The sequence below is a fragment of the Paenibacillus sp. J22P165 genome (assembly GCF_059692015.1).
Genome location: NZ_JCAUAP010000004.1, coordinates 247009 through 270272 on the forward strand (window position 1 = coordinate 247009; position 23264 = coordinate 270272).

A 23264-nucleotide genomic window follows, 5' to 3' on the forward strand; every position below is an offset into this window, starting at 1 on the left:
GAGGAGTCATTATGCCAATAAATTTTCATGATGAAAAAAACAGGGCCGCCTATACAACAAGGATCGCTGATGAAACATGGTTGAGATTTATAAAGGAACATACAAATGTATCTACGAAAGAAGTTGCAGATATCGGTTGCGGCGGAGGCATTTACACAAAGGCCTTTGTTGAGATGGGGGCAAGTCGTGTAACTGCTGTTGATTTTTCAGAGGAAATGTTAAAGGGCGCAATGGAAAACTGTAAGAATTGTGTGAATGTATCGTTCGTGATAGGTGAAGCTTCGCATACTAATCTGACTCCGAACCAGTATGATGTCGTGCTAGAAAGAGCTCTCATTCATCATGTGAATGATCTTCACACTTGTTTCAGGGAAGCTAATCGAATCTTGAAAATAAATGGTACATTCATCATCCAAGATCGAACCTTGCAAGATTGTTTACTGCCAGGTGATAGACATCATCTGCGAGGCTATTTTTTTGAAAAGTTTCCGAAATTGAAGGATAAAGAAGCTGCTAGAAGACATTCTTCTGAACAAGTACGAGCTACTCTGGAAGCAAGTGGGTTTGAATTACGCAAAGAGGTTCAGCTTTGGGAAACAAGGCGAGTTTATCCTGATTTAGACACATTCGCACAGGATGTGTTGCACCGAACAGGACGATCAATTCTTCATGAATTAACGGATCGTGAACTTCACGAGTTGGTCGTGTTCATTAAAAGTAAGCTCGAAGGTAAAGCACTTCCTATTGTTGAAAAAGATGCATGGACCGTGTGGTTAGCTGTTAAAAAGTAACAAAAAGCCATTTCCCCAGAGTGGGAAGATGGCTTCTTTCTTTAAATAGTCGTGGCTTCTTTCGCATATCGATTCGCCGGCCTCGATAAGCCGAGATTCTCACGAAGTGTTGTGCCCTCGTACTCGTTGCGGAACAGACCGCGCTTCCTCAATTCAGGCAGCACGAGATCGACAAACTCCTCAAGTCCGCCTGGGAAATAAGGCGCCATAATATTGAAGCCGTCGCAGCCTCCCCCGACAAACCACGCTTCAAGCTGATCAGCAATGGAGGAAGGGGTGCCAAAGATGGTCCAGTGCCCCCGAGCACCAGCGATTCTGCGGCTTACTTCTAGAATGCTGAGTTGATCTCGTTTGGCAATATCTTTGATTAAGTGCAGCCTGCCCTTCACCCCATTGGAGATTTCCGGAAGATCGGGGAATGGGTCATTCGGATCATAGGAACTGAGATCGTGACCGATCATGCCAGAGAGCAGGGTTATTGCCGCTTCCGGATGTATGAGGCTTTGGAAATGCTCATATTTCCGTAGCGCTTCATCGTCGGTCTCGCCGATGATTGGAAGAACGCCCGGCATGATGAGGAGGTCGCCTTCAGAACGTCCGTACTGAACGGCTCGACTTTTCACATCTTGGTAAAAAGCGCGTGCTTCTTCCAGCGTTTGCCAGGCTGTGAAAATAACTTCGGCAGTCTGCGCTGCAAAATCCCTGCCATCCGCTGAGGAACCCGCTTGAATGACGACAGGGCGGCCTTGCGGTGAACGCGGCATATTCAGCGGTCCTCTCACGGAAAACCAGGTGCCATGGTGATTAGCCGCATGAACTTTGTCTTTATCGGCGAATAAGCCGTTCTCTTTGTCGAGTATCAGCGCGTCATCTTCCCAGCTATCCCATAGCTTGGATACGACGTCGAGAAATTCTTTGGCCCGTTCATAGCGCAGATGATGTTCCATATGAGGTGATTCGCCGAAGTTACCCGCCGCTCCCTGATTGGACGTTGTAACTACATTCCAAGCGGCACGTCCGTTACTCAAATGATCCAACATAGCGAATTGTCGGGCTACGTTATAGGGCTCACTGAAGGTTGAGGACAATGTTCCTGTCAAGCCAATGCGTTCAGTGACTACAGAAAGTGCGGATAACAGGGTAACAGGCTCTGGTCGAATAGCCGCCATTCGTGTAATAGCTGTATCGAAATTCTCCGAGACGGCTAGAATGTCAGCGAAGAAAATCATATCGAATTTCCCGCGTTCAGCTAACTGTGCCAAATATTTATAGTGTTGGAAGTCTAGAATCCCTTGCTCATTAGCTCCTGGATACCGCCATGCGGCCAGATGATGTCCTGCTCCACTAAGAAATGCGCCAAGTCGCATTTGTCGTTTGGTTTCTGTCATTGTCATCTTCTCCTTACTTCTGGGCGCTTAATTCCTTAAGTGCTTGTTCCACGAATTTACTTTCTAACACTTGAGAAGTGTCTAATTTTTTATTGATAGCTCCTTGGGCAAAAAGGAAATCAGCTTGCTCCTGATGGGCTTTGGCGAATTCCGGCGTAATAGGGGATAGCAATGGGAATGAGTTTTTAAGCACAGTCTCAATAATTGGTTTGTCTAGTTTTTGTGTTTTGACAAAACCATCAGCTACTTCATCTTGATGGTCTAAGTAATATTTGCGAGCTTGCTCATAGGTTTTGAGGAACAGCACAGTGAGATCTGGGTGTTCTTGTGTGAATTTGGTTCTGGCAATCAGGAAGCCTGGGGCATTAATATTCAGATCCTCACCAGAGACTAACACTTTGGCGCCTGCTTGGAACACAGCGATGGTTGCATAGGGATCCCAAATGGACCAAGCGTCGATAGCACCGCTGTCCAGCGCTGGTCTGGCATCATCTGGCTGCAGTTGAATAACCTTGATATCATCGTCTTTTAACCCCGCTTTAGCAATCGCCATATAGAGGAAGTTATAAGCGCTGCTCCCTTTGGCAACAGCTATTTTTTTACCTTTCAGATCTTTCAGCTCTTTGATTGGGCTGCCTTTTGGAATGACAATCATATTACCTTTCTTGCCATCACTCGTGACGCCGATAGCTTTGAAGTCGATGCCGCCAACTTGACCGGAGACGACCGGTGTTCCGCCGACGCTTCCAAAATCGAGTCTGCCTGAAGCCAACGCTTCAAAGTGGGGAGGACCACTGGCGAACTCGTTCCATGTCACTTCTGCACCTGCGGCAGCGAATGCTTTTTCGAAGAAGTTATTCTCACGAGCGTAGACTAGGATACCTGTTTTGCCTTGTACACCGATGTTCACCTTCACTTTTTCCTTTGGTTTGGCTGTCTCAGAGGCAGCTGTAGCTCCAGGGGAAGCAGCGGTAGCAGGCGTTGCGGCATTAGATCCTGATGCAGGCGTACTGCTTCCTTGACCGCAAGCTGTTAATGTAAGTGCAAAAATCAGAAATAGGAAGACGGATAAGTGCTTGAATGACCCTCTTTTAATAGACATAGTTTAAAAACTCCTTTATATATGATGGTTGTTAGATCTTATCGAATCTCATAATGAAATGGCTGACTTCGTATACCGATTCTTCGGTTGGGCAAGCCCGAGATGCTCGCGCAAGGTTCGCCCCGTATAAGCTGTGCGATACAATCCGCGTCGCTGCAGCTCAGGTATAACAAGGTCAACGAATTGTTCTAATCCTTCGGGTAAAAAAGGCGGCATGATATTAAAGCCATCGCATGCTTCCTTGAGAAACCACTCTTCGAGCATGTCGGCGATTTGGACCGGCGTTCCTGCAATCGTACGATGTCCGCGTGCGCCAGTTACTCTGGCGATAAGTTGACGAATGGTTAATTGCTCCCGTCTTGCCATATCCAGAATAAGCTGATAGCGGCTCTTGCCTCCGTTAATCTCGGTTGAGTCTGGCAGATCAGGCAGTGGACCGTCTAGCGGATATGTGGAAAGATCATGCCTTAGTACACCAGATACCATGGAGAGCCCAACGGTAGGGTGGACGAGTTCCTGTAGAGCAGCTTCCTTCTCGCGCGCTTCCTCTTCGGTAGTTCCGATGATCGGAAGGACGCCTGGCATTATTTTTAACTCATCTGGTGATCGGCCGTATGCAGGCAATTGCCCTTTCAAGCTACTATAGAAGCCTTGTGCCTCCGCAAGGGTTTGCCATGCCGTGAACACGACTTCAGCGGTTTGCGCTGCAAATGCTTGACCTGTTGTGGATGAACCAGCTTGAACAATAACTGGTCTTCCTTGCGGTGTGCGTGGGACGTTCAACGGTCCGCGGACGGAGAAGTGTGTGCCTTGATGGGCGGTGGTATGCACCTTATCTGGATCAGCGAAAATGCCGGAAGCTTTGTCAATAATAAGCGCGTCCTCTTCCCAGCTATCCCAGAGCGCAGTGACCACATCAACGAATTCCTTAGCTCGCTCATAGCGAAGCGAATGGTCCAAGTGATGATCTCGGCCAAAGTTCTGCGCGGTGATTTCCATACTAGTCGTCACAACGTTCCATGCGGCTCGGCCACCACTAAGATGATCGAGAGAAGCGAACTTACGGGCTACATGGTAAGGTTCGCTGTAGGTTGTCGATACGGTACCTGCAAGGCCAATATGCTTGGTGACGGATGCCAGCGCAGAGAGCAGCGTAAGCGGCTCTGCCCGAACGGGCACGGTATGCCGAACAGCAGTGTCCAAACGTTCTGGCAATGTAGGGATATCCTCGACGAAAATCATATCGAATTTGCCTCGTTCGGCGATTTGTGCAAACTTTCGATAGAAATCCAACGTGAGAAGACCTTTCGTATCCGTGTGCGGATGACGCCAAGCGGCGACGTGATGGCCAACACCGAAAATAAATGCCCCAAGATGAAGCTGTTTTTTTGTATTCCCCATAATGGATGCCTCCTTTATTTAAATTGCAGTTGAGCTGTTAGCATATTGGCTCACAGGACGAACGAGCCCGAGATGTTCGCGCAAAGTTGTTCCTGTGTATTCGGTACGGAATAATCCTCTTCGTTGAAGCTCGGGAATGACGTGCTCAACAAATTCCTCCAGGCCGCCAGGAAGCGTTGGCGGCATAATGTTAAAGCCATCGCAAGCGCCTTGCGTGAACCACTCTTCGAGCTGGTCAGCGATCTGACTTGGCGTGCCGGCAATTGTGCGGTGCCCGCGAGCGCCAGTTACGCGATAGATGAGCTGGCGAATCGTCAAGCCATCTCTCCTTGCCATCTCGGAGACGAGCTGGAATCGGCTTTTGCCGCCATTAATGGCAGCAAGCTCAGGGAGATCCGGCAGGGGACCATCCAGTGGATAACCTGTCAAATCGACATTCAGTGAAGCGGACAGCATGGAAAGTCCAACGGCTGGCAGCACCTGTTCCTGGAGGAATGCCTCTTTAGCCCGAGCTTCCTCCTCGGTTGCCCCAATGACAGCAAAGATGCCGGGCATGATCTTGATATCCTCCGGCGAGCGACCATTTGCCACGGCAAGTGACTTCACTTCACGGTAAAAACGCTGCGCTTCTTCTAACGTCTGCCAAGCGGTGAAGACGACCTCTGCCGTCTCGGCAGCAAGCCGTCGACCCGTTTCTGAAGCGCCAGCTTGAATGATTACGGGTCTGCCTTGCGGGGAACGGGGAAGGTTCAGCGGACCGCGGACCGAGAAGGCCTGACCTCGGTGGTGAAGCTCGTGTACCTTGTCGGGATCAGCGAATTGCCCGCTTTGTTTATCCCCGATGATCGCGTCATCTTCCCAGCTATCCCAGAGTGCATTGGCGATATCGACGAATTCGCGCGCTCGTTCGTATCGTTCCTCATGTCCAGGATGTGCAGCGAGGTTGAAATTTTGCGCTTCTTCATCGCGACCTGATGTCACGACATTCCAAGCGGAGCGACCGCCACTGAGATGATCGAGTGTTGAGAATTCACGCGCTAAATTGTAAGGCTCGTTATACGTTGTTGAGACTGTAGCCGCTAGTCCAATGTGCTTCGTCACGCCGGATAAATAAGCAAGGAGGGTTAAGGGTTCAGGTCTAACCGAAACGGTATGCTTAATGCCCGTTTGACCGCGATCTACAACAGCCAATGTATCCGCGAGAAAAATCATATCGAATTTTCCACGCTCAGCCAGCTGTGCGAAGTTTTCATAGAAGGTATGATCCAGAATGCCGTGCGCTTCTGCTTCTGGATGTCGCCAGGCGGCTACATGGTGGCCAACCTGAAATAAAAATGCGCCAAGATGCATGTGTCGCTGATTGTAATGACTCATCATTGTGCCTCCAATTCGTGCAATCAATTTTAATAAACTAAAAAAGACTCCATAAGCTGTTCAACGTCGTAGACGCTGTCAGTTAGGGAGCCTTTGGATGACCAATGGGCGATATGTGATGTTGGAGTTATGTTATCAGGTTTAATCCGATTATACAAGTGGGTTTTATGAGAAATAATGATTGACCCGATGATAAGGCGGTGTTAAGATCGGTTTATATCCAAAATTTATACAGTTTTAGTGTGGCAGTATCTCATATTAATAAGTCCACCGGACAACTGGAGGCTTCCAATTCGATTCTTGTATAGAATCGGGTCGGGAGTCTTTGTGTTTCTAAGATTCCTGAAGGAGTGATCTGTTATGCCCATTATTCAATCGCAGAAGCAAGTAAGGAGGAGTGCCCAATGAGTGTAACTATATTAGAGATTGATCTGCCGCACAAATGGTTTCACACACCGCAGGGTACTCGTATTGAGGCTCTAAACAACATTCATCTAACGATTAAACAAGGTGAATTTATTACAATTATCGGACCTAGTGGATGCGGTAAAAGCACACTTTTGAAGATAATTGCTGGACTAGATACGGATCACGAGGGACATGTGCTGCTAGATGGACAGCAGGTGGAGAAACCTGGTATTGATAAAGGATTTATTTTTCAGGAGCATCGCTTATTCCCGTGGTTAACTGTTGAGAAAAATATAGCCGCCGATCTTTCCTTGAAAGATCCTGTGGTGCGCAAAAGAGTCGATGAATTGATTGAATTAGTCAAATTGCAGGGCTTCGAAAAAGCTTACCCACGTGAATTGTCTGGGGGCATGTCCCAACGTGTGGCGATTGCGAGAGCGCTGCTGCGAGATCCTAAAGTACTGCTGCTGGATGAACCATTCGGAGCGTTGGATGCTTTTACAAGATCACATCTGCAGGAGGTGGCTCTGAATATTTGGGAAGCGAAGCGCACGACGATGGTGCTGGTTACCCATGATATAGATGAGGCAGTCTTTCTGGCGAACCGTGTTGTGGTGATGAATGCAAGACCGGGTACGATCCGTAATATTATTCCGGTTGATCTGCCCCATCCGAGAAAGAAAGCATCGGTTTCATTTCAGGAATTTCGTAAAGTGGTCATGAGTGAATTCGAACGCGTCGAGGAACTCGAACTTATTGATAGCTCAGGGATTTAATCAAAAATGAGAGAAGAGGTGAATTCGTATGAGTCAAGCTGAAGTGGTAACTGGAGTTAGCAAGGGACTTGTTCAAGCTAAGTCACCCAAAGAAACGCAAGCTCCTCAGCAAAGTCAAAGCACACTGAAAGCAGCTAAAAAGGATCCTAAATGGCTGCTCATCGTAAGAGGAACAATTTTGCCGCTAACTGTACTAATTATTTGGCAAATCGTCGGATCGCTAGGTATTATTTCCAAAACGTTGTTGCCGACGCCTGCTGAAATTGCGGTTGCTTTTTATGACCTGTTAATTACGGGGGAGCTGTTTAAGCATTTGAAAATTAGTATTTGGCGCGCAGCCGTTGGATTTTTGGTGGGGGGAAGCTTGGGGCTGTTATTTGGTCTTTTAGTCGGTCTATTCCGCAAATTTGAGCAATCGGTTGATCCTTCGGTCCAAATGCTGCGGACAATTCCGCATCTAGCGATTACCCCGTTATTCATTTTATGGTTCGGCTTTGGGGAGTTTTCAAAAATATTGCTCATTGCCAAAGGCGCTTTTTTTCCGCTCTATGTACAGACGTTTCTTGGCATTCGTAACGTGGATTCCAAATTGTTCGACGTAGCGCGCGTGCTGGAATTTAATCGGTTCAAACAGATTACGAAGCTGGTGCTTCCGGCAGCGTTGCCCAATATTTTACTAGGCTTGCGTTTATCGATTGGGGTGGCTTGGCTCGGTTTAGTTGTGGCTGAAATTATGGGCTCAAGCGAAGGCGTTGGCTATTTAATCATGGATGCCAGACAGTTTTCGCAGACGGCGGTTGTATTTGTCGGTATATTAATTTTTGCTTTTGTTGGAAAAGGTTCAGATTCACTGGTGCGGATATTAGAGAAAAAGCTGCTGAAATGGCGAGATAGCTTTAATGGATAAAGTAAGTGATGGAACGGAGAACAGAAGGTAGATAAACATATGGATGAGGAGTTGTTGGGATGAGTATTGGGCAAAGACGTCTAGGTCGAACAGGGTTAAAAGTATCGGAAGTCAGTCTCGGAACGATGGCTTTCGGTCGTTGGATTGATGAGAAGGCGTCGGCAGAAGTACTCGATACTGCGTTAGCATCAGGGATTACACTCATTGACACAGCAGATGTGTATGGCTCAGGCATGGATAAAGGCAACCCGCTCGAAACTGGCGAATCGGAAACGATTCTAGGGAATCTCCTTGGAGCGCGTAGGCATGAAATCGTACTTGCCACCAAAGTGCACGGTAGAGTGGGACTTGGTCCTAATGATGCAGGTCAAAGTAGATATCACATTGAACGCGCGATAGATCATAGTTTAAGAAGGCTGAAGACAGACTATATTGATCTCTATCAGGTGCATCGCTTCGACGAGGAGACGCCGTTGGAAGAAACATTGCGAGCGTTGGACGACCTTGTGCGAAAAGGAAAAGTACGCTATATCGGTGCTTCGAATTATGCCGCTTGGCAGATCGCCAAAGCGCACGGCATCTCAGCTCGGCTTGGACTGGAACGTTACGAAAGTATTCAGCCGGAATATAGCCTCATTGCGCGTGGTATCGAGCAGGAGATTCTTCCATTGGCGGCTTCTGAAGGCGTAGGTGTCATTGTATATAGTCCGCTTGGACGCGGCCTGCTGACAGGCAAGTACAGTTATGGCGGACAGCCGCCGGTTGGAACGCGTGGAGCAGCTGGCGAGCAGCGTCTGAAGGTGCTGCTAGAACAGGAACGCAATTTCCGCATCGTGGAACAATTGAAGCCAATCGCTGAGCGAAGAGGCTGGACATTAGGTCAGCTGGCGCTGAACTGGGTGCTTAGTCAACCAGCGATTACATCAGCTATTCTAGGCGTCTCCAAGCCGCAGCATATCACGGAAGCACTACCAGCTCTAGGCGAGAAGCTGGATCGTGAGGAGCTTAAACAGATTGACGCAATCACAAGCGGGACACAATTGGAGTTGATCACGCGATGAGTGAATCGAAGCGGAAGCTGCATTTAAACGTGTTTTTGCGTGCCGCCGGCCATCATGAAGCAGCGTGGCGACATCCAGAGGTGCATCCCGAAGGGGATCTCGATATTCATTATTTAGCGAAAATGGCGCTGATCGCCGAGGGCGGTTTGATGGATTCGGTTTTTCTTGCCGATGGCTATGCGGGGCGAACGGCCAAACTCGAGCCGTTTACCCAATTAGCCGCCTTGGCTGCGGTTACCCGCCATATCGGATTAATTGCTACGGTAGGAACCGTCTACAATGAGCCTTTCCATGTCGCAAGACAGTTTGCTTCGTTAGATCACATTAGTGGAGGGCGAGCAGGATGGAATATCGTGACGGGTGCTGGCGATGCTTCACAGAACTTCGGCCGATCCGCGCATCCTGAACTTACCGAGCGCTATATTAGCGCAGAAGAATTCGTTGAAGTCGTCAAGCAGCTATGGGATAGCTGGGAAGATGACGCGCTCGTCTATGATAAGCAGGCTGGTATTTTCATAGCTGAAGAGAAAGTGCGAGAGATTAACTTTAAGGGCAATGTGTATGCCGTCAAAGGACCGCTCAACATTCCTCGTCCACCGCAAGGCTATCCTGTACTTGTACAAGCGGGCTCTTCTGAGCAAGGCAGGGAGCTGGCTGCGCGTACAGCGGAGGTAATCTTCACTGCACAGCAGACATTGGGCGCAGGACAGGAGTTCTACGCAGATGTCAAAGCTAGACTAAAGAAGTACGGTAGGTCAGCCGATGAGCTACATATTCTGCCAGGGTTCAGTCCCATCGTGGCGGACACTGAAGCGGAAGCTCGTGACATTGAGGCTGAGCTAAATGGGTTAATGGATCTGCCGAAAGCGCTGCGGGCGATGTCAGAGCGCTTCGATGTCGATTTGGCGGCATATCCGCTGGACGGTCCAGTGCCGCTCGACAAAGCCAAAACGGCTGAAGCGTTTAACGGAATACGCAGCCGTCAGGAAGTCATTCTCGATGCGGCTCGGCGTGAGGGGATGACGATCCGGCAGTTGATCTACCGCCATGCTGGGGGCCATGGACATATTACCTTCACGGGATCGACGCTGCAGGTTGCCGATTTCATCGAGAAATGGTTCCGTGACGGCGCATCCGATGGGTTTAATATTTTGCCGCAGACGTTTCCCGGCGGGTTGGAGGCTTTTGTGAACAAAGTCATTCCAGAGCTGCAGAATCGAGGGATATTTCGCACGGCTTACGAAGGAAGAACCCTTCGAGAGAATCTGGGGCTGGTGCGCCCAGAGAATGTGCGCCGTGTGGTTTCAGGTGCGTGAACAAGTGATGCGAAGCGGCTAAGGCAAGAGGGAGGTGCGTAACTCGAAAAATTCGAGTTACCCGCAGCGATCAGGCCAAAAGCAGCACCGTAACTCGAAAAATTCGAGTTACGCGCAGCGATCAAGCGAAAAGCACACACGTAACTCGAAAAATTCGACTTATGCGCAGCAATCAAGCCAAAAACACCAACGTAACTCGAAAAATTCGAGTTACGCCTAACTATCTCGCCAAAAGCACTCATGTAAATACGCAAATCACTGAATCCAAATAGCCAGAATATCAGAGGATGTCCCAAAAGCCATGAAATTGGCAAGGGGCATCCTCTATTTCATTTTCGAAGATTGAGCATTTTACGCCTTTCCTATTTTGTGTTATGTTATGTGATAATTATACACAATTTATTCAATGAGGTGTTCGATCGTGTTACCTATCCAAAGAAGGCAAGTTATCAGCGAATATTTGGCTAACCATGGAGGCGCTACGATTAAGGAGTTAAGTACCCAATATGGCGTTTCTGAGATGACCATTCGGCGGGACTTTGAGTTATTAGAGCAACAAGGGTTGGTCGCGCGGTCTCATGGTGGAGCGATATACGTAGATAAACTGATTGGAGAGCCTGCGCTGCCGGATAAGCAATCGCGGAATCCTGAAGTGAAGGAAAGGCTCGCAGCCTATGCTGCAGAGCGGTTTGTATCCGATGGGGATGTCCTTATTGTGGAAGGCGGGACGACGGTTTCCAGAATGGCCGCGTATCTTAAGCACGCTCATTTGACACTGATGACCAACGGAATGGATGCCCTCCAGCAGTTAAGGGAAGTAGCAGGAACGCATACGGTCTTATGTTGTGGCGGTGTATTGCGAGAACCTTCAGGCACATTTGTGGGTCCTGTTGCAGAAGCTTTTTTCTCACAGTATCATGCACGCACAGCGTTTCTGTCGTCTCTTAGTTTTACAGTCGAAGCAGGGTTTACAGATCCGAACATGATGGATACACAAGTCAAAAAAACCATGATCCAATCGGCGTCAAGAACAATCATGCTGCTGGATTCCTCCAAAATCGGTAGTCGATCGTTCGCTACGGTAGCTCAATTAAATGAGGTTTCGGTGTTGATTACAGATAGCGGAGTGAACGATCAAGTACGTGAAGCGTGTGAGTTAGCTAACGTAGAATTACATGTAGTTTAACAGGTTAACATCGATCTCTTTGTAGCAAATTAGCTGCAAGGAGATTTTTTTGTGGTCGAATGTGTTAGTTTATGTTATCTTATGTTATATATTGATAAACTTTATGGAGGTAATCATTCATGAGTATTACATACAACAAGAAACCAGCGATTCGTATTCAAGGTCACGATCAAGAGGCACGACGAGGTTACACGGATATTGGTGGGGTTCTAAATGCTCGTTTGCACAAAAAGCAGAAAGAAGTACTTGTTATCGAATGTTATCCAGGTGTTCGTAAGCAAGAGATTCTAGAAGGGCTTCAGCCTTACCTTCAGCCCTCTGTCATCATCGATGTGGAAGCAGCCGCTATGGACGCTGCTGAGATGGAGAGCATGTTGGAACGTTATCTAACGGATGACCGGGTATTCGGATATATGTCTCCTTTTCATATCGAAGATTTGTATGACGCATTAAAATTGGCAAAACTGAAAGAACAAGTGGATGCCGTGTCAGAAGGGACTGTTATCCTGATTGGTTTCGGAGCCTCGCTTGTTTCCAAAGGCGATTTGCTTGTGTATGCAGATATTACACGTTGGGAAATTCAGCTTCGCTACCGTTCGAAGGAATTTGGTAACTGGCTTGCTCATAACGAAAATGAAGATATGCTGCGTAAATACAAGCGGGGATACTTCTACGAATGGCGCATGGCGGATCGCTTGAAGCGGTCGCTGTTTGAACACATTGACTTCTATCTCGACACGAATGTGAAAGACGATCCGAAGCTTGTTTCATGGGAATCCTTGCTTGATGGCATGGAGCAAATCGCTCGTAGACCTTTCAGACTTGTCCCTTATTTTGATCCTGGTGTTTGGGGCGGCACTTGGTTGGTGGAGAAGATGTCTTTGGAGCCCAAAGAGCATCCATACGCTTGGGGCTTCGATGGCGTGCCAGAAGAAAATAGCTTGTGTCTGGACTTCGGTTCCATTCAATTGGATGTCCCAGCGATTAACCTCGTATTCTTACAACCGAAGTCACTGCTTGGAGAGCGGGTATATGCCAGATTCGGCGCGGAGTTTCCGATCCGATTCGACTTTCTCGATACGGTTGGTGGTCAACATTTGAGCTTACAAGTACACCCAACAACCGATTATATTCGTAATCAATTCGGAATGAACTATACACAAGATGAGAGCTATTACATTTTGGATGCTAAGCCTGGTGCTGAAGTTTATTTGGGCCTCAAAGATGATGTGATGCCCGAGGAAATGATCGATGACTTACGTAAAGCAGAGCAAGGCGTGCCTTTCCCTGCTGAACAATATGTCAATATTTTTCCAGCTGCGAAGCATGATCATTTCTTGATTCCTGCCGGTACGGTGCATTGCTCAGGCAGTGATTGCATGGTGCTCGAAATTAGTGCGACACCTTACATCTTCACGTTTAAACTATGGGATTGGGATCGTGTAGGTCTAGATGGTAAGCCGCGTCCTGTTCATATTGATCATGGGTCCAAAGTGATTCAATGGGACCGTAAGACAGCTTGGACCGAACAAGAATTAGTAGGTAGAGTGGAACCAGTTGCTGAGGGAGAAGGCTGGCGCGAAGAGCGTACAGGACTTCATGAGTTCGAATTTATTGAAACACGCCGCCACTGGTTCTCAGAGCCTGTGCTTCATGAGGGCAATGGCAGTGTTCATATGCTTAATCTTGTTGAGGGCGAAGAGGCTGTCGTGGAAAGTCCGGAAGGTTTGTTTGATCCTTTCCTTATTCATTATGCGGAGACGTTTATTATTCCGGCATCGGTTAAGCAATACGTCATTAAACCTGCTGGCCCAAGTCTCGGTAAGACAATCGCAACGATCAAGGCTTTTGTCAAAGGATGACATACAGGTTCAGATGGAGGGAAATAGTATGAAGGCAGGGATTTATTTAGCTTTCGATGTTGGTGGCACTTCCATTAAAGCAGGAGCCATAGATAGCTCGGGACGGATTATTCCACACACGATTTCGGAGTATCCGTCCAAAGCGAACGAGTCTGCTGACAACATCTTTGAACATTTTGTACAAATGGTTGTAGACTTGCTGGAATTAGCAGATCCTGATGGTCAAGAACGAATTGCTGGGATCGGTTATGCCTTTCCCGGCCCGTTCGATTATGAGCAGGGAATTAGCTATATTCAAGGCTTGAATAAATTCGATGCGTTATACGGGATGCAGGTTGGCGAACAGCTACAGAAAAAGATGATGTTGGACGCGCGCTTAAAGGATCGAATTCGATCCCATTTCTTGCTCCGTTTTGAGAATGATGCTTCGATGTTTGCAATGGGAGAGGCCCATTTCGGGCAAGCGGCTACCTTTAAGAAAGCCGTTTGTCTTACCCTTGGAACTGGTATTGGATCGGGGTTTGTGGAGTCAGGTAAGTTGATTACACAGCGCGAGGATGTTCCAGCAGGCGGATGGGTGTATGCGATCCCCTACCGCTCCAGCATCGCAGATGATTATATCTCGCGGCGCGGGTTGCTAGCACTGGCATCAGAATTAGGAATTAACTTGGCTGGCCGGGATGTCAAGGAATTAGCCGTGTCCGCACGTGCTGGAGAGGCTTCAACTCAGCAACTGTTCGACGTGTTTGGAGAGCGAATGGCTGAGGCATTAGCAAGCGTATTGAACACTTTTAACCCTGACATTATTGTGCTAGGTGGTCAAATTTCCAAAAGTGGTGAGCTTTTTATCCCGAGCTTTTGTCGTCAATTCATTCATAAAGAGATACACGCCTCTGTGGTCGTTAGTCATGATACCTTACGGAGTACGCTCATGGGCATTTATCATATGTTGCAAGAGCATTAGGAGCTGATTCCAATGATCTCGAGTGAAAAGTCGCAATATATCGTGAAAGAGCTTTCCAAAATTATAGACCGAAATATTAACTTCATGAATGATGAAGGGATTATTATCGCGAGTACGGATCAATCTCGTATCGGTTTAGTTCATGAGGGAGCTCTGGTCGTTTTAAAAACGAAAAAAAAGCTATTGGTGAAAGATAATCAATTTGCGGGATCCAAAGCGGGCATCAATTTGCCTGTTTATTTTGAGAATCGTGTTATTGGTGTCATTGGCATTACGGCTACGGAACCAGAAGTATTGAAGATGGCTGAGATTATCCGCAAGATGACAGAGATTTTGATCAAGGAACAACTCATCGATGAGCAGAACGAGATCATTAATCAGTCGAAAGAGGTCTTTATTCGTGATTGGTTGGAGGGGAGATGGAAAGAAGATAAAGTCCTCTCCTCTAGGGGGTGGATGATCGGACTTAACGTTAATTTGCCGCGCGTCGTCATCACTGTCCATATTCATTACAACATTGATATTCAAAAAGGGGGGACGTCTTACGATCTGCAAAAAGAGCAAAATCGCTATAAAGGCTATTTGCAAGAAGCCGTAAAATTTAATGACCAAGATGTCATCATCCCAGTTGGGTTCATGAAATTTGCTCTGCTCCTGACCTGTCAAGGTTCCAGTGAAGAAACTAGAAAAGATGTCGTCTCTCATAAAATCCAATATATTCTGAGACAGTTTCCTAAATCCGAGAATTACACGATTAAAGTAGGTGTCGGGGGATATTATGATTTCATCCGAGGGATACCGATTTCCTATTTGGAATCAGAGAAGGCTGAATCTTACGCGAGATCATCGGATGAATGGAGCCTTTTATTTTATGACGATCTCCGGCTGGAAATGCTGTTAGATAGTGTGCCCGTGGAAAGCAGCCATGATTTTGTGCGGAAAACGTTGAATGCAGCGGCATTTTCCGATCCCAAAGAAATCATTGAAACGCTGAGTATATTTTTTGCTTGCAATCAATCGATTAATAAGACGGCCGATAAGCTGTTTATTCATAAGAACACGCTTCAATATCGATTAATCAAGATCAAAGAAATAACCGGGTACGATCCCCGTGTTTTTGAAGAAGCCGTGTTGCTTTATTTGGCCATCTATTTTCATCCAGCCAATAATGCCACTTCTCCTGCTATTGGGCTTGGTACAGGTAACAATAATTAGAGCAAATATAGTGCGAATGATTGGTACGTGTAATATGTTATGCGCTTTCAGAACCTGTTACGATTTAGGTATACCAGAGAGTAAAGGTGGTTCAACAACGAATGGCAATTGACCAATCCCATGCACTACTAGAGAAACTTAACATTATATATGGCAATGAGAAGGCGCCTGCTATTCTTGAACAAATCAAACAAATGCTAGACAGATATGCAGTAGGGAAGCCGAAGGAAAAGCGTTGGGTATCGGAAAAGGATGTCATGCTCATCACTTATGGTGATTCCATCCGAAGCGAAGAAGAGGCTCCGCTGCAGTCACTTCGCAAGTTCTTGCTTCGAAATTGCCAAGACATCTTGTCATCTGTTCATATTCTTCCGTTCTATCCCTATTCTTCCGACGATGGATTTTCAGTAATCGATTATCGTGAAGTGAACCCAGAACTGGGTAATTGGGATGATGTAACGGCATTGTCACATAACTTTGATTTAATGTTCGACGGCGTCATCAACCATATCTCACAGCACAGTGAGTGGTTCCAACAATATCTGCTCGGCAATCCAGACTATGCGAATTACTTCGTTGAAGCGGATCCAGATGCGGATTACAGCAGTGTTACACGCCCGCGTGCTTTGCCACTCCTGACCAAGTTCCAAACAGCCGCAGGAGAGAAGCACATATGGACAACCTTCAGCGATGATCAGATCGATTTGAATTTTGCCAGCGAGAAAGTAATGCTTGAAATCGTAGAAATTTTGCTGATGTATGCAGCACGCGGCGCTCGTTACCTGCGGTTGGATGCGATCGGGTTTATGTGGAAGAAGCTTGGGACAACATGTATGCATCTAGAGGAAACGCATGCCATTGTACAGGTCATTCGTGAGGTGTTGGAAAAAGCGGTACCTGACATTGTGATTATTACGGAGACGAACGTGCCGCATCATGACAATATCAGTTACTTCGGCAATGGCTCGAATGAAGCGCACATGGTATATCAATTCCCATTGCCGCCACTTACCTTGCATACGCTGCACACAGGGAACAGCACTAAGCTTCAGGCATGGGCGGATTCGCTTGGATCGACGACGCAAGAGACATCGTTTTTCAACTTCTTAGCTTCGCACGATGGCATTGGCGTAAGACCAGTGGAAGGCATCTTGACCAAAGAAGAAGTAAATACGATGGCTTTAAAAGTGCAGGATCATGGCGGATTTGTTTCTTACAAAAACAATGGTGACGGAACGAAGAGTCCCTATGAGTTAAATATTAACTACTTAAATGCTTTATCACATCCGGATGACGCTATTGCCCTTAAGGTCAAACGCGTTGTCGCGGCGCATGCCATTCTCTTGTCTTTCATGGGTATGCCAGCGATCTATGTTCATAGTTTGCTCGGATCTCAAAACGATCAAGAGGGTGTGAAAGCTACAGGGCGATACCGCTCGATTAACCGAGAGCAGCTTGAACATAATCAATTGCAGCTGGAGCTGGATACAGAAGGTTCCCTACGGGAGCAAGTTTTCCAAGCACTTAAAAAGCTCATTGGGATTCGGATTATGCAACCAAGCTTTCATCCAAACGCTTCACAACGTATTCTGACGAGTGACAGCAAACTATTTGCATTGCTTCGTACATCGACGCAAAACCAAGAGTTGATTGCCATCGTGAATATTACAAATGAAACCGTACAGCAAAACTTCGCAGCTCTACAGACAGGCTGGAAGCACGGACAAGCGGCTTTCGACTTGATTTCTGAGCAAAATATCGCTATTGAAGATTCACTGCAACTCACTTTAGCGCCTTACCAAGTGATGTGGATTGGGCGTCTTGAAGGGGGGAATGACAAGTGAAGATCATCATTTCTCCAGACTCCTTTAAAGGGTCGATGTCCACAGTCGATGCCGCCAATCAGATCGAAGCTGGCATACTGTCTGTGTTCCCTTCCGCTCAAACCATCAAAATTCCAATGGCTGATGGAGGGGAAGGTACGGCAGAAACGTACCGGATCATTGCTGGAGGAGAAATGGTCTGGCACGAAGTGATGGATCCCTGTCATCGGGCCATTCAGGCTTGCTACTGCTGGATTGAGAAGGATCGGACGGCCGTCATCGAGACGGCAGCCGCTTCTGGGTTAACCCTTTTGAAGGAAAGTGAGCGTATGCCAGCAGGCCTCTCTACCTATGGAACAGGTCAGCTCATTCGTTACGCCTTGGAACGTGGTGCCAAGAAGATCATTATTGGGCTTGGAGGAAGCGCAACCATCGATGCAGGCATTGGTTGCCTACAAGCGTTAGGGCTTCAATGCTTTGATGGGAACGATAACGAGATCATCGGTGAGAATTTTCGCATAGATGCCATTGTTCGCATGGATGCCAGCCAATTGGATGCCCGTCTCCATGAAGTTGAACTTGTCGTTGCGTCCGATGTCAAAAATCCGTTATTGGGATCAGAAGGAGCTGTTCATGTCTTTGGTCCTCAGAAAGGGTTACAGCCGCATGAGCTAGCCGTTTTCGAACAACGGATGAGCCGGATTGCGGAACTCGTGACTCAGACGGCAGGACGTGACATGCGTGATCAGCCTGGTGCAGGAGCTGCTGGCGGATTTGGCTTTGCCTTACTTTCCTTCTTCTCCGATTTAACGATGATGAGCGGCTTTGACTTGATTGCTCAATTAAGCCGATACAAGGAGCAATTGAAAGACGCGGACTTGGTCATTACAGGTGAAGGTAAGTTTGATGCTCAATCGCTCTATGGTAAAGCACCGATCGGCATCTCTCGCTTAGCAAAACCGTTGAATGTTCCGGTTGTCGTATTCACAGGTATTGCGGAAGGCAACGATCAAACGATGAGACGAGAAGGCATTCAAATGGTGATTCCGATCATTGATCGTGTTATGACACTCGAAGACTCCATGAAACAGGGAGAGAAGCTGTTGAAGAAAGCCGTCATTCGGTTTTTTGAAACGATTCGACTGGCGGGACACTTTAAGGCTAAGGGGGTGGAAAGTTGAGAATTGCACTAGCCCACTTTAGGGTCGGTGAAACAGATGGTGTGTCGTTGGAGATAGAGAAGTGGAAACAAGTACTGAAGCAAATGGGGCATGATGTGCTGCTGCTCGCCGGAAGTGAAGGCCAAGTTCGTGCACATGTGATCGCTGAACTTCATTATAAGCATCCAATGAACGAGAAGTTTGTGTACAACGCTTATGACAAGCTGATTGATTATGATTCGGAAAAAGAATTTGTGGACGACGTGGTAGCATTCGCAGACATCATGGAGCAAAAGATCATCGATTTTATTACATCGGAATCTATTGATTTGCTCATTACCCACAACTTGTTCTCGTTAGGCTGGAGCTTACCTGCTGGAATCGCTTTTGCTAATGCATTAAAAGTAACTGGGATTCCTTGCATGGCGCTTCATCACAATTTCTACTGGCAAAGAGATCGATACTTACATCCGACCTGTCCTACGGTGACGAAATGGCTTGAAACGCTGTTTCCACCAGACCTGCCGAATATCACCCATGTGGTCACGAATCGCTTATATCAAGCTGAACTCATCAAGCATCGCAAATTGCGTTCCACCATCATTCCCAACGTATTTGACTTTAATGCGAAGGTTTGGGAAAAAGATGATTGTAATGCCTCGTTGCGTCGAGATATTGGCGTCACCGAAGACGATATTGTTATTTTGCAAGCTACCCGGGTAACGGAGCGCAAGACAATTGAGCTTGGCATCGATACAGTGGCGGAGCTGCAAGACCAATTAACATCGTTAAAGCAAAGCAATACCACTCTCTATAATGGGAAAACGCTTTCGGATCGTAACCGACTCGTTTATGTCCTAGCAGGCATGCCGGAATCCAGTTACGAGTATACGGAAAAGCTAAGAATTAAAGCGGAAAACCTTGGCATTGATATCCGGTTTATCAACCCCATGATTGATCAATCCCGTTCTTATGTTAACGGACAGAAACGGTATTCCCTCTGGGATGCCTATGTTATCGCGGATTTTGTCACCTTTCCAAGCGTGATTGAAGGCTGGGGCAATCAATTACTCGAAGCTGTGTTCGCGCAGAAACCGCTCCTGATCTATGAATATCCGGTCTATGAGAAAGATATTAAGGAATTCGGATTTGATATCGTTTCCTTAGGTAACACGCATAAGATCGAAGCAAATGGGTTGGCCATTGTGAATAGCAAGCATGTGAAAGCGGCGGCCGCCAAGATGGCACAGCTGCTAACCGATGAAGAAGCGTATACACAGATGGTTCAGCATAATTTCAAGATTGGTAAAATGAATTTCTCCTATGAATCACTTCATTTACTTTTAGAACCATTACTTGAGGAGGTCACAAGATGAACAAAAAGTTAGCTCTAATATCGATGACATGTCTAATGGGGATCATGACAGCTTGCGGCAACACGAATACGAACGAGACATCTTCCGCGGCACCCGTTGCTAGTACAGCACCAGCTAATAGCAATGGCAAAGTAACAAACATAAGCATGCAAATTGCATGGGCAAGTGATTCAGGCAGAGGTAAAGCGATTCGTGAAATGCTCGACCAGTTTGAGAAAGAAAATAAAGATGTGAAAGTTGAATTGCTAGGCGGCGTGCAAACGGGTCAGAAGCTGCTTACACAAATTTTAAGCGGCAAATCACCAGAGGTACTTCAAGTTGCCTACGGCGATGCTAAACCATTGGCTGTCCAAGGGGCTTTCGTTGATTTGTCGAAGGATTTCGGAGCTGAGAAAAGCAATTACATGCCGCAAATTTGGGAACTTGCTGTGAATGAAGGCCAACTGACAGGTATGCCATGGCTGGGTCACACCATTCAAGTTATTTATAACAAGAACCTGTTTGAGAAGGCTGGCATCAAAGAAGTACCGAAAACGTGGGATGAATTCTATGCAGCAGCTAAGAAATTAACTGTTGATACGAATGGAGACGGCAAGCCGGATCAATTCGGTATCGGGTTATCAGGTAAACAGGGCGCAGACTTGGGCTGGCAGTATGGTCTGTTCGCAGGCCAAGCGGGAGCTAAGCTTGCTACAACGAAGGATGGGAAAAGCGAAGTTGCTATTAATTCCCCCGAAGGGATTAAAGCATTAGAATTTTTCACGAAGTTGTTGACCGAAACATCACCACCGGATTCATTGAATAAAGATGGCGCAGCGATTCAAACGGATTTCAGAAACCAAGTCGTTGCGATGGAATTGTCGGGTCCTTGGGGCGTTGCCGAAGCTTGGAAAACGAACGGTAAGTTCGAAGCGGGTGTAGCTGAAGTACCATCAGGTCCAGCTGGTAAAGCGACTGAAGTAACGTCCTACTTGCTTTCCGTTCCAACTGGCGTTGAAGGGGATAAACTTGCAGCATCCAAGAAGCTCATCAAATACTTGAGTTCTAAGCCAGCACAGGAAATGGTCATGAAGGGTGAAAAAGCCGAAGATGGGAAATACTATCCATTCCGTATTCCAATTCGTAAAGATATGGCCGACACGCAATTCTATAAAGACCACCCAGAATTTAATACGTTTATGAAGGGTGTCGAATATCCAGTTGCCCTATTCCCAATTCCACAGTGGGCACAAATCAGTGATGAAGTGTACACAAGTGCTTTAAATCAAGCTGTATCCGGCAAAATTTCGGCAGCAGATGCTTTGAAATTAGTTCAAGAAAAAGGGAATACCATTATTAAGAATTCGAAGTAAACAAGTGGGGAGCACCTCGATCGTCTGGGGGCTCCCATTTCTGAAGGGGGACTCGCAGTGAAGGTTTTAAGAAGCAAGCTCGGTGATCTCAACGCATATCTTTTTTTATTACCTTCTATCGTCATTCTAGGTCTCTTTTTAGTCTATCCGATCATTTGGTCGGTCATCGTCAGCTTTAAGAACGTTAAACCGATTGCACTCAAAAATGCAGGTCTTTTCGAAATTCCGGGGACTTTTGTTGGTTTTGATAATTATTCGGCGGCTATTCATAATCCGTTATTTTTCAAAGCCATTGTAAATACAGCCTATTTCGGTATTCTATTCATACCGATTTCTATGTTTGGTGCTGTTTTTCTAGCTATTCTTGTGAATCAGAAACTCAAAGGTGTTAACTTTGTCAGATCGATTTTCTTTATCCCTTATATTATTTCCATCGTAAGCGGTAGTTTAATTTTCATGTTTTTGTTTAATGGGGACAAAGGTTTAGTCAATGCGTTGCTATTGAAGTTCGGTTTAACAGGGCCAAATTGGCTTGCTAATGCTACGTGGGCGATGCCTGTCATCGTGTTGATGTCATGCTGGAGAAATATCGGTTACTATATGCTGATTTACTTATCTGGACTACAAAATATCCCTAAAGATCTTTATGAAGTAGCCGATGTGGAAGGCGCAAATAAATTTCAAAAATTCCGATTGATTACCTGGCCATTGCTAGGGAGAATCTCGTTAGTCGTTATGATATTGCTGTTAATTCACTCATTAAATGTGTTCCAGGAAATATTTATCATGACAGGTGGCGGCCCGGGAGATTCAACCATTACGGTTCCATTCCTTATTTACAACAGGGCGTTTAAATACTATGAGTTCGGTCCTGCTGCCGCGATGTCTTACTTGTTGTTCATTTTTGTAGTAGGTGTAGCGATTATTCAAAGAAAGCTTGTAGATCGAAGATTAGGCTAGGGGGTTCGTAAAATGAAAAATAAAAACGTACTGCCCACAGTCACTCTTTGGGCAATTGGGATCGTATTTCTGATACCTATTTACTGGGTATTGGTATCCAGCTTGAAAAGCGATGAGGACATTGTAAAATTTCCGCCAACGTTTTTCCCAGATACATTAGTATGGAGTAATTATCCCGATATTTGGAGTAAGCTCAATTTCGGCGTGACCTTTTCGAACTCACTCATCGTGGCTGTTCCTACTGTACTACTTACGGTGTTGTTCTCGAGTATGGCTGGATACGCGTTTTCGAAGAAACGCTTTATGGGTAGGAATGTCCTATTCTCTAGTTTGATCGCGACCATGATCATTCCACCAACCGTCTTGATGCTGCCTATTTACTTCATTATCACGAAATTAGGCATGTTTGACTCCTTACTAGGTTTAATTTTGCCATTCTCCGTCACGGTTTTTGCTATATTTTTCACCAAGCAATATATCGATGACATTCCAGATGAAATGCTTGAAGCAGCCAAAATGGACGGTGCAGGAGATTTCCGCACATTCATCCAGATCATTATTCCATTGATCCGACCTGCCATTACGGCGCTCGTCATTATTGATTTTGTGCAAAATTGGAACTCATTCACAATGCCTCTCGTCATTCTGCAAAGCGAATCTCATTTCACTTTACCGTTAAAGCTGGCGATGATGCTAAGCAATTCTGACAACGTTCCTTGGTCCAAAATATTAGCGGCCAATGTTCTGTCATTAATCCCAGCGCTTGCCGTGTTCCTCGTACTTCAAAAGCAATTTGTGAATGGATTGATGGCAGGGGCTGTAAAAGGGTAAGAAGGAGATAC

19 protein-coding genes are annotated in these 23264 nt (G+C 46.5%); 15 read left to right on the forward strand and 4 right to left on the reverse strand.

What is annotated here, in order from left to right; all coding sequences use genetic code 11:
- Positions 1–11 precede the first annotated feature (11 nt).
- A complete protein-coding gene (locus AC58QM_RS11520) occupies positions 12–791 on the forward strand; it encodes a class I SAM-dependent methyltransferase (RefSeq protein WP_497283996.1) in 780 nt (259 codons plus the stop codon).
- 41 nt (positions 792–832) lie between these two features.
- Here AC58QM_RS11520 and AC58QM_RS11525 read toward each other — a convergent pair whose 3' ends face one another.
- Genes AC58QM_RS11525 through AC58QM_RS11540 form a run of 4 tightly spaced genes read right to left on the reverse strand, consistent with a single transcriptional unit; the run spans position 833 to position 6056 of the window.
- Positions 833–2179, reverse strand: a complete 1347-nt coding sequence (locus AC58QM_RS11525) for an LLM class flavin-dependent oxidoreductase (protein ID WP_497283997.1) — start codon at positions 2177–2179, stop codon at positions 833–835.
- A 13-nt stretch (positions 2180–2192) separates the two neighbouring features.
- A complete protein-coding gene (locus tag AC58QM_RS11530; protein WP_497283999.1) occupies positions 2193–3281 on the reverse strand; it encodes an aliphatic sulfonate ABC transporter substrate-binding protein in 1089 nt (362 codons plus the stop codon).
- 48 nt (positions 3282–3329) lie between these two features.
- Positions 3330–4682, reverse strand: a complete 1353-nt coding sequence (locus tag AC58QM_RS11535) for an LLM class flavin-dependent oxidoreductase (RefSeq protein WP_497284001.1) — start codon at positions 4680–4682, stop codon at positions 3330–3332.
- A gap of 18 nt (positions 4683–4700) precedes the next feature.
- On the reverse strand, positions 4701–6056 hold the full coding sequence (locus AC58QM_RS11540) for an LLM class flavin-dependent oxidoreductase (RefSeq protein WP_497284002.1): 1356 nt from the start codon (positions 6054–6056) through the stop codon (positions 4701–4703).
- A gap of 404 nt (positions 6057–6460) precedes the next feature.
- Here AC58QM_RS11540 and AC58QM_RS11545 point away from each other — a divergent pair, with 404 nt between their 5' ends.
- From AC58QM_RS11545 to AC58QM_RS11610, 14 genes are all read left to right on the forward strand, one after another.
- Entirely contained in the window at positions 6461–7240 is a 780-nt protein-coding gene (locus AC58QM_RS11545; RefSeq protein WP_497284003.1) for an ABC transporter ATP-binding protein, read from the forward strand.
- 28 nt (positions 7241–7268) lie between these two features.
- Positions 7269–8147 carry an ABC transporter permease gene (locus AC58QM_RS11550; protein ID WP_497284004.1) on the forward strand — a complete coding sequence of 293 codons (879 nt, stop codon included), beginning with the start codon at positions 7269–7271 and terminating at the stop codon, positions 8145–8147.
- 59 nt (positions 8148–8206) lie between these two features.
- Positions 8207–9208 carry an aldo/keto reductase gene (locus AC58QM_RS11555; protein WP_497284006.1) on the forward strand — a complete coding sequence of 334 codons (1002 nt, stop codon included), beginning with the start codon at positions 8207–8209 and terminating at the stop codon, positions 9206–9208.
- On the forward strand, positions 9205–10524 hold the full coding sequence (locus tag AC58QM_RS11560) for an LLM class flavin-dependent oxidoreductase (protein ID WP_497284007.1): 1320 nt from the start codon (positions 9205–9207) through the stop codon (positions 10522–10524). The genes AC58QM_RS11555 and AC58QM_RS11560 overlap by 4 nt, the downstream gene beginning before the upstream one ends.
- A gap of 421 nt (positions 10525–10945) precedes the next feature.
- Positions 10946–11710, forward strand: coding sequence for a DeoR/GlpR family DNA-binding transcription regulator (locus AC58QM_RS11565; protein ID WP_497284008.1), 765 nt, complete (start codon positions 10946–10948; stop codon positions 11708–11710).
- 119 nt (positions 11711–11829) lie between these two features.
- Positions 11830–13572, forward strand: a complete 1743-nt coding sequence (locus AC58QM_RS11570) for a class I mannose-6-phosphate isomerase (protein ID WP_497284010.1) — start codon at positions 11830–11832, stop codon at positions 13570–13572.
- 28 nt (positions 13573–13600) lie between these two features.
- On the forward strand, positions 13601–14536 hold the full coding sequence (locus tag AC58QM_RS11575; protein ID WP_497284012.1) for an ROK family protein: 936 nt from the start codon (positions 13601–13603) through the stop codon (positions 14534–14536).
- 12 nt (positions 14537–14548) lie between these two features.
- Positions 14549–15751: a CdaR family transcriptional regulator gene (locus AC58QM_RS11580; protein ID WP_497284014.1), complete on the forward strand. Its 1203-nt coding sequence runs from the start codon at positions 14549–14551 to the stop codon at positions 15749–15751.
- A 101-nt stretch (positions 15752–15852) separates the two neighbouring features.
- Entirely contained in the window at positions 15853–17595 is a 1743-nt protein-coding gene (locus AC58QM_RS11585) for an alpha-amylase family glycosyl hydrolase (protein ID WP_497284016.1), read from the forward strand.
- Positions 17592–18755, forward strand: coding sequence for a glycerate kinase (locus AC58QM_RS11590; RefSeq protein WP_497284018.1), 1164 nt, complete (start codon positions 17592–17594; stop codon positions 18753–18755). The genes AC58QM_RS11585 and AC58QM_RS11590 overlap by 4 nt, the downstream gene beginning before the upstream one ends.
- Positions 18752–20110, forward strand: a complete 1359-nt coding sequence (locus AC58QM_RS11595) for a glycosyltransferase family 4 protein (RefSeq protein ID WP_497284020.1) — start codon at positions 18752–18754, stop codon at positions 20108–20110. Before AC58QM_RS11590 ends, AC58QM_RS11595 begins: the two co-directional genes overlap by 4 nt.
- Positions 20107–21462, forward strand: coding sequence for an ABC transporter substrate-binding protein (locus tag AC58QM_RS11600; RefSeq protein ID WP_497284021.1), 1356 nt, complete (start codon positions 20107–20109; stop codon positions 21460–21462). The genes AC58QM_RS11595 and AC58QM_RS11600 overlap by 4 nt, the downstream gene beginning before the upstream one ends.
- Before the next feature lie 57 nt (positions 21463–21519).
- Entirely contained in the window at positions 21520–22422 is a 903-nt protein-coding gene (locus AC58QM_RS11605) for a carbohydrate ABC transporter permease (RefSeq protein WP_497284023.1), read from the forward strand.
- A gap of 12 nt (positions 22423–22434) precedes the next feature.
- A complete protein-coding gene (locus AC58QM_RS11610) occupies positions 22435–23253 on the forward strand; it encodes a carbohydrate ABC transporter permease (RefSeq protein WP_497284025.1) in 819 nt (272 codons plus the stop codon).
- The last annotated feature ends 11 nt before the right edge of the window (positions 23254–23264 follow it).

What these genes read in the sequence shown, in the direction of transcription:
- AC58QM_RS11520 (WP_497283996.1), top strand. Translation starts at nt 12, where the DNA reads ATGCCAATAAATTTTCATGATGAAAAAAACAGGGCCGCCTATACAACA.
- AC58QM_RS11525 (WP_497283997.1), bottom strand. Translation starts at nt 2,179, where the DNA reads ATGACAGAAACCAAACGACAAATGCGACTTGGCGCATTTCTTAGTGGA.
- AC58QM_RS11530 (WP_497283999.1), bottom strand. Translation starts at nt 3,281, where the DNA reads ATGTCTATTAAAAGAGGGTCATTCAAGCACTTATCCGTCTTCCTATTT.
- AC58QM_RS11535 (WP_497284001.1), bottom strand. Translation starts at nt 4,682, where the DNA reads ATGGGGAATACAAAAAAACAGCTTCATCTTGGGGCATTTATTTTCGGT.
- AC58QM_RS11540 (WP_497284002.1), bottom strand. Translation starts at nt 6,056, where the DNA reads ATGAGTCATTACAATCAGCGACACATGCATCTTGGCGCATTTTTATTT.
- AC58QM_RS11545 (WP_497284003.1), top strand. Translation starts at nt 6,461, where the DNA reads ATGAGTGTAACTATATTAGAGATTGATCTGCCGCACAAATGGTTTCAC.
- AC58QM_RS11550 (WP_497284004.1), top strand. Translation starts at nt 7,269, where the DNA reads ATGAGTCAAGCTGAAGTGGTAACTGGAGTTAGCAAGGGACTTGTTCAA.
- AC58QM_RS11555 (WP_497284006.1), top strand. Translation starts at nt 8,207, where the DNA reads ATGAGTATTGGGCAAAGACGTCTAGGTCGAACAGGGTTAAAAGTATCG.
- AC58QM_RS11560 (WP_497284007.1), top strand. Translation starts at nt 9,205, where the DNA reads ATGAGTGAATCGAAGCGGAAGCTGCATTTAAACGTGTTTTTGCGTGCC.
- AC58QM_RS11570 (WP_497284010.1), top strand. Translation starts at nt 11,830, where the DNA reads ATGAGTATTACATACAACAAGAAACCAGCGATTCGTATTCAAGGTCAC.
- AC58QM_RS11575 (WP_497284012.1), top strand. Translation starts at nt 13,601, where the DNA reads ATGAAGGCAGGGATTTATTTAGCTTTCGATGTTGGTGGCACTTCCATT.
- AC58QM_RS11580 (WP_497284014.1), top strand. Translation starts at nt 14,549, where the DNA reads ATGATCTCGAGTGAAAAGTCGCAATATATCGTGAAAGAGCTTTCCAAA.
- AC58QM_RS11585 (WP_497284016.1), top strand. Translation starts at nt 15,853, where the DNA reads ATGGCAATTGACCAATCCCATGCACTACTAGAGAAACTTAACATTATA.
- AC58QM_RS11600 (WP_497284021.1), top strand. Translation starts at nt 20,107, where the DNA reads ATGAACAAAAAGTTAGCTCTAATATCGATGACATGTCTAATGGGGATC.
- AC58QM_RS11610 (WP_497284025.1), top strand. Translation starts at nt 22,435, where the DNA reads ATGAAAAATAAAAACGTACTGCCCACAGTCACTCTTTGGGCAATTGGG.